This is a genomic window from Pseudomonas sp. JV245A (assembly GCF_032424515.1).
Taxonomy (GTDB): domain Bacteria; phylum Pseudomonadota; class Gammaproteobacteria; order Pseudomonadales; family Pseudomonadaceae; genus Aquipseudomonas; species Aquipseudomonas protegens.
This window is the reverse complement of the sequence record NZ_VYKE01000477.1, coordinates 1-713: the sequence shown is the minus strand read 5'-3', so window position 1 is coordinate 713 and position 713 is coordinate 1. Positions and strand designations below refer to the sequence as shown.

1 protein-coding gene and 1 pseudogene are annotated in these 713 nt (G+C 62.1%); both read right to left on the bottom strand.

Annotation, left to right across the window (positions count from 1 at the left end):
- Positions 1-476 (bottom strand): oxidoreductase (locus F6S12_RS32550; RefSeq protein ID WP_315869964.1); only part of this gene is annotated, 476 nt, incomplete at its 3' end.
- A gap of 28 nt (positions 477-504) precedes the next feature.
- Positions 505-713, bottom strand: a pseudogene (locus F6S12_RS32545) (peptidase C13); the annotation flags it as partial.

Sequence of the window (713 nt, the reverse complement as noted above, 5' to 3'; positions counted from 1 at the left end):
GGTTCGATGCGATCCCCCAGCAGCAGTGATGGCCGGCAGATGGTCAGTTGTGGCCAGCCCTGCAGTTTCAGTGCTTCTTCCATTTCACCTTTGACCCGGTTGTAGAAGATCGACGACTTGGGGTCGGCGCCCAGGGCGCTGATCACGATCAGGTGCCGTGCGCCCAGCTCCCGCGCGCGTTTGCCGAAGGCCACCACCATGTCCAGGTCCACCGCGCGAAAAGCGGCTTCGGAACCGGCCTGCTTGAGGGTGGTACCCAGGCAGCAGAAGGCGATTTCCACTTTGCCGCTGAGTTGCGGCAGGAATACGGCGGGGTCGCCGACCGGGTTTTCCAGGCGTGGGTGTTCGCTCAGTGGGCGTCTGCTGGGCGCGAGGACGCGGGTGATGGTGGGCTCGTTGAGCAGACGATCGAGCAGTTGCTCCCCGGTCAGGCCGGAGGCGCCGGCGAGCAGGATATGCTGAGGCGTCAAGTACATGGTCATTCCCCCTTGATACTGTTTCAGCTTAGTTGCTCTGTGCTTCCTTGCTGCTTATAGAGACACTCTGCAGGGCCTTTCGTGCCTGCTGTTTGCGCAATTGTTGCCAATGGGCAATGACGCCTCTGGGCGCCCAGATCTGCGGTTCCGACGCTTCGAAGCCGTCTGCCTGCTCACGCTCGGCAACGATGCCCCGGGCCAGCTTGAATGCATGCTCCAGGTCGTCGGTCTGGTTCA